Below are 4,761 nucleotides of genomic sequence, written 5' to 3'. Positions count from 1 at the left end.
CACAGGGACTTCCCGCTCCGGTGCTTTCTGCTTGGCCTTCAGGTCCGTGATCTCCTCGTCCCGCCTCGCAATCCGGCTTTCCAGATTGGCAATTCGCTCCGCAAGGAAATAGCGCCCAACGGCAAAGCCGCCGCCGCCGAACAATACGGCAGACGTAGCAAAAGCCAGCGGGTTAGTCGCCACCAGCGCAGAGTTGCTTTGAATGAAAACGATAAGGTCATGCATGGCCAAAGAGCACTCCTGTCACGCCGGGAACAATTCACACTGCCGGTTGTCGCGCAAGGGATCGTAATACCAAGTCGCATCCGGCCAGCTTATGGGCAATTTCGTCCTCCGGCCTTGCCCTGCCGTGCGGAGCGCCGCGAGTGCGTCAGGACTCGTTCCATTCATCCGCGCTATCGTCGTCATCGTAGGGCGGGACGGGATCAGTTCGCAATGTCCACGCAGTCATCCCACGACGGGGGGCGTATCGTCATAGCCAATGGAGACTATCCCCGGATGCCTGTGGGCTATAGCGAGTATCTGAGTCTCTAGCTCGCAGTTGTAGGTCATCAGCGCCTTCACGGTCTCAAGTGGGCTGTCGTAGCGGGCGATAAGCTTCACGGCTTCAGAGTGCAGCTCGGCTTTGGCCTCGGCGTCCAGGTACATCGTTCCCATCTCGGTTCTCCTTGCGTGTCGTAGGCGTGATGTAGTGAGCGCCATTGAGCAGCATTATCCCTTTGAGCGCCTTTATGTGGACTGCGATGATCAGCATAAGTCTGGCGGGCGGCCTCTCCGGCATGCGCAGTGAACAAAAAGGGAACATATATGTCAAGCACGAATCCATTCCTGTCTTGACGTTGCCCGCGAGAAGTCGGTCAGAGTATGCTGCAGCCACCCTCAACGGGCACACGGCTTCGCTCGGTCCTTAACCCGCACTGGTTGAGCACTGAAGCGTACGTGCCCGCTCATCGTGCCTTGTTCCATCATCACGAACGAGCCTCGCAAGCCGGATCAGATCGATTGTGCCGCCAGTAAGGCTCGCGGCCTTGCATTGACGGTGCTCAGCGCATTCAGGAGCAATCCTGAATCGTCGCTTCAAGGCTGGTCGCCACGTATGCACCGTTGTCCTTGCGTCCTTCACCGCGACTTCGTTGAAGGGCTGAGCCCAGAATGTTGCGCATTGCGCTGGTCGTGCAGTGCCTGGAGGTACGCGTGCTTGTCGCGCAGCACCGGGTAATTCCAATGTCCTGCTCACCTCGGGTCAGAGGAGGATCCGTTGGTGGTGGTGGATAGCTGCCGGCGATTTCCGACAACAGCATGCCCGCCGCGCTGTGGCGCACCTCGTGAATAGCCGACCGAGAAGCGATTCACGGCGAGCGAAAGCATCGAACGCCGAGAGCGTGCACACGGGGCATCCGCATGGCCACCGAAAGGTGGCATATGCGTGAAGTGGGGACGACCAGGGCCGGTCTCCACGGGCGAAGAGCGTACGCTGTCGAAACGTGGCAGGGTTCTGAGCGGCCCCTTGCAACCCCTATGCAAGCGTGGCTGAGCGCGCGCGAGAGCCCGCCCATCGGGCGCGTGATGCGCGACCTCGCTAGTCGGCCCTCATAGCTGCGGAAGCGCTTGCGCCATTCCTCGCAGCTCAGAGCCCGAGGGTCTGACCCGTTTCCATCCGAAGGAAACCTGCCGGCGAATTCCGCAACACCGAGTCTTGGAACGCCTCGACGGCAGAGCCGTGGGTGATATCGACCAGCACGGCCGCTGCGGCTTCAACCTTATCGGCCGCTTCGTCTACCTTGTCGAAACGCATCAGCATTCGATCGTGTAGCATCGACAACCGCGTCGCGTGATAAAGCACGCTGCGCTTGTGATAGTCCGAGTCCAGCGGCTCAAACAATATTGTCATGACGACAAATCCTCCGTTTCATTGCGATAGGAGGTCATTTGATGACGCCCCGTAACGATGCTGGTTTGGCGCTCCCGGCCTCCATAACGCAGTGTCGGGCTGCCCGAATCCTGCAGCACAAGGCAATATTGACTGCGACGCCATTTTCCCGGTCCGTTTCCTCCTTCGCGCGCGACAGCGATTTCTCGGCTCGTTTGACGCGTAACCTTGCACGTCCAAGTTCGAAATCAAGACTTTCAGCCATTGTTGCGCTTCCAATTCGGTTGCGGTCCCTTCGACCGATAAAGTACGTCTGTTCTGTTTGGTTCCGGCCAACAAGAGCAATCGCGACCCGGCTCCCAGTTTTTAACAGGAGCCAGGCAAACGACTTATCTTAGTCGTCGTTGTCCTCGATGATCACGTGGCGCCGGTGATGGCGGCGTTCGATCGAGCCCGTGGTGACGACCACGTGATCGCGGCGATGGTGCTTGCGATGCCAATGGCGCTGGCCGTTGTCGTAAAAGGCTTCCGTGCCGTGACGGCGATGGTGAAGGCGAGCTCCATCCTCGTTGATGACGGCAATGCGGTTGTTATGGTGACGGTGATGCTTGTTCGTGGTGATGACGATTGAGTCCGCCGAAGCCACGGCAGGGGCGGCCAGGCAAAGGGCCAGCGCGCCCAGAATCAGGGTGGTTCTCATTTTCAACTCTCCAAGGAATTAAGATGCCCTTCGGTCAATAAACATCGTTTGCGCGCTTTGGTTCCTGAAGGTCAGCACGCAGTCATCGCGATCCATTCTCGGGTAAGGCCGCCTTATCAGCTCTTGTCAGCGCCTCGGTGCGCGATAATTTTTGTGGGGAAGGGACTTCAATCAAAAGGAGCCGACGATGGAACACCAAACTCTAAGCCAACTGCAGACAATTGCAGAAGTAGAACCCCTGTCGACATACCCGATCATGACCCGCCAACAGCGCATCGAGCGCTGGGCTGAGTTGCTGGAACAACATCCCGAGCGACGCCTGAGAGCGCTTACCGGCACTGAGTATCTGAAGCGGGAAGCTCGCGACGCAGCGCGCGGCGAGGGCTCGCCGATTACAGTGGCTTTCGAGGACCCGCTACTGCGTGCGTTGGGCCTGAAGGATGACACCTATGGGGAAGCAAAACGCTTCTTCGAACTGTCTGACGGGGAATTGCATGGCATCGTCTGCAGTTGCCATGTCGGAACCATGTTCAGAGGGCAGTGGGCTGCCGCTAGAGTCCGTCGGTCAATCGGAGGGAACAGGTTTCTTAAGTGGGTTAGAGAGAGAATGTGGCACTGAGGTCGCCAAGGACGGCGATTGAAGCTCGTTCCGAGATGAACGACTGGCGCGCCAGCGCTCCGCCGTGGTGACGACGGGGCCGACGCCTGTCCCAAGGTAGTGACGGCTGTGCAGACGGGTGGCGCGCTCCTCGGTCCCGCTTTACTGCAGTCCAGGCAAGGCTGCATACGCCTGGGGCGGGATTCTGGATTCTTCTTTGCGGCTAGCATCACCACGTGACGACGTCGATCGTTCGGCCATCTGCTGCGCTAACCTCGGCGGCGCCTGGCCTGAATGGCAGCAAAAGTCACTGGGCGAAAATCCCAGGCGTCGACCCCGACATCGTGCTGGCGCGTCATTGGCTTCAGCCGGCCATGAGAATGGCCGTGCAGGTTTATTGATTTCTTGCCGATCTGGTTCCAGGTGCGGAACGGGTAGTGGCAAAGAACCAGGAAACTGCCCTCGACAGTTAGCTCCTTGTAGTGTTGCACGCTAGCCCAAGCCGAAGCGCCGAGCGTTACCACGCCGTCGTTGTTGCCGATGATCAGGTGCTTGGTGCCGTGGAGACGGGACAGCAGCGAAGACACTGTCTCGGCAGATCCCTTGGCGAAGTCGCCGAGGTGCCAAACCTCGTCGCTTGGAGCAACAGTCTCGTTCCAAAGTTCAATCAGTGCTTGGTCATGCCCCGCCAATGAACTGAAGGGGCGGGGGGCAAGCCGCAGAATACGGGGATCGTTGAAATGCGTGTCGGAGGTGAAGAAGATCATGCGCCGCCGCTGGCTGAGACGAGCGATCGACGATCGCTTCTAAGTTCGGTTGCCGGAGCTCCTTTTGGGTCCATCATCGATCCTGATTTGGGCTTCCCTGAGCATCTTGAGTGCCTCCTCCTTGGTGAGGCCGCACTTGCGCGCAAAGTAGAGCGCTTCGATCGCCTGTTCACGATCCGCCGTGGCTTCTGAGGGCTGTTTGGGCTTCTTACCCATCGTTCCCAATCACTTTTTGATGCCACCGAACCATCACCGTGGCGGGTTGTTCCCCCTCGGATCTGCTAATCTGCTGAGCGCCGCCGCCTGATGTCGTTCCTGGGTTTGTATAAATTCCATGCCGGCGTGGGGAGGGATCGGCGGTGCGTTTTTTGGGTGAGCCAGTCTGAGGCGCTTCTAAGGGCCACGCCACCGAGCCGGCGGGCGAAGCATTGTCGTTGGTTCAAAGATCCGTTCTGGTCCGCCCTCGCTCAAAAACCGGAACGTCTTCATCATCTCCTTCGCTTAATCCCGTGGGGATGTCTTCCGCGAAGCTGCGGGTCATCTCTTCGGTGTCGCTCAACCCGTCGACCGTTTCATTTGCGCCGGCTCCCTCGTCGTGACGGCCCGTGATCTCGCTTCGAGGCTGCGCGCCGATCGGCTGTTCGATGTCGTGGGACCCCAAAACGCCCGGTCCCGCACCGTGTCTATCCTCGTGGCCGGCGATGCTCTCGAGTACGGCAGCATCCTCCTCGGGGATGGGTTTGTCATTGGCAAAGTCGCTCTTTTGCTTCCGGGTTGTTATCGGCATGTTGTGAACTCCTACGCAGTGAATCGCACAACGTACGAC

General features: G+C 59.0%; 7 protein-coding genes. 1 reads left to right on the top strand and 6 read right to left on the bottom strand.

Features of this window, described 5'->3' with window-relative positions:
- The 4 genes from EN925_RS24070 to EN925_RS24050 form a co-directional block, all read right to left on the bottom strand.
- On the bottom strand, nt 1-225 hold a 225-nt coding region (locus EN925_RS24070), incomplete at its 3' end, for a hypothetical protein (RefSeq protein ID WP_128336984.1).
- 222 nt (nt 226-447) lie between these two features.
- Entirely contained in the window at nt 448-657 is a 210-nt protein-coding gene (locus EN925_RS24065) for a hypothetical protein (RefSeq protein ID WP_127296082.1), read from the bottom strand.
- Nucleotides 658-1,627: 970 nt separating this feature from the next.
- Nucleotides 1,628-1,891: a hypothetical protein gene (locus EN925_RS24060; protein ID WP_127368945.1), complete on the bottom strand. Its 264-nt coding sequence runs from the start codon at nt 1,889-1,891 to the stop codon at nt 1,628-1,630.
- A gap of 373 nt (nt 1,892-2,264) precedes the next feature.
- Nucleotides 2,265-2,570, bottom strand: coding sequence for a hypothetical protein (locus EN925_RS24050; RefSeq protein WP_127296085.1), 306 nt, complete (start codon nt 2,568-2,570; stop codon nt 2,265-2,267).
- A gap of 187 nt (nt 2,571-2,757) precedes the next feature.
- Between EN925_RS24050 and EN925_RS24045 the strand changes: the two genes are divergently transcribed.
- Nucleotides 2,758-3,189, top strand: coding sequence for a hypothetical protein (locus EN925_RS24045; RefSeq protein ID WP_127368947.1), 432 nt, complete (start codon nt 2,758-2,760; stop codon nt 3,187-3,189).
- A gap of 248 nt (nt 3,190-3,437) precedes the next feature.
- On the opposite strand, the gene EN925_RS24040 is transcribed toward EN925_RS24045, so the two are convergent.
- Nucleotides 3,438-3,935 carry a metallophosphoesterase family protein gene (locus tag EN925_RS24040; protein WP_127368948.1) on the bottom strand — a complete coding sequence of 166 codons (498 nt, stop codon included), beginning with the start codon at nt 3,933-3,935 and terminating at the stop codon, nt 3,438-3,440.
- Nucleotides 3,936-4,374: 439 nt separating this feature from the next.
- Nucleotides 4,375-4,761: hypothetical protein (locus EN925_RS24030; protein WP_245487287.1), on the bottom strand; the 387-nt coding region annotated here is incomplete at its 5' end.

Origin of the sequence: Mesorhizobium sp. M7A.F.Ca.US.006.04.2.1 (assembly GCF_004022915.1) — a bacterium.
GTDB lineage: Bacteria > Pseudomonadota > Alphaproteobacteria > Rhizobiales > Rhizobiaceae > Mesorhizobium > Mesorhizobium ciceri.
Note: the sequence above shows the minus strand (reverse complement) of the source record. Positions and strands in the feature narration are given on the sequence as shown.

Bases quoted from the DNA above. Each gene is read 5' to 3' on its own strand.
- EN925_RS24040 (WP_127368948.1), bottom strand. From the start codon at position 3,935: ATGATCTTCTTCACCTCCGACACGCATTTCAACGATCCCCGTATTCTG.
- EN925_RS24065 (WP_127296082.1), bottom strand. From the start codon at position 657: ATGGGAACGATGTACCTGGACGCCGAGGCCAAAGCCGAGCTGCACTCT.
- EN925_RS24045 (WP_127368947.1), top strand. From the start codon at position 2,758: ATGGAACACCAAACTCTAAGCCAACTGCAGACAATTGCAGAAGTAGAA.
- EN925_RS24050 (WP_127296085.1), bottom strand. From the start codon at position 2,570: ATGAGAACCACCCTGATTCTGGGCGCGCTGGCCCTTTGCCTGGCCGCC.
- EN925_RS24060 (WP_127368945.1), bottom strand. From the start codon at position 1,891: ATGACAATATTGTTTGAGCCGCTGGACTCGGACTATCACAAGCGCAGC.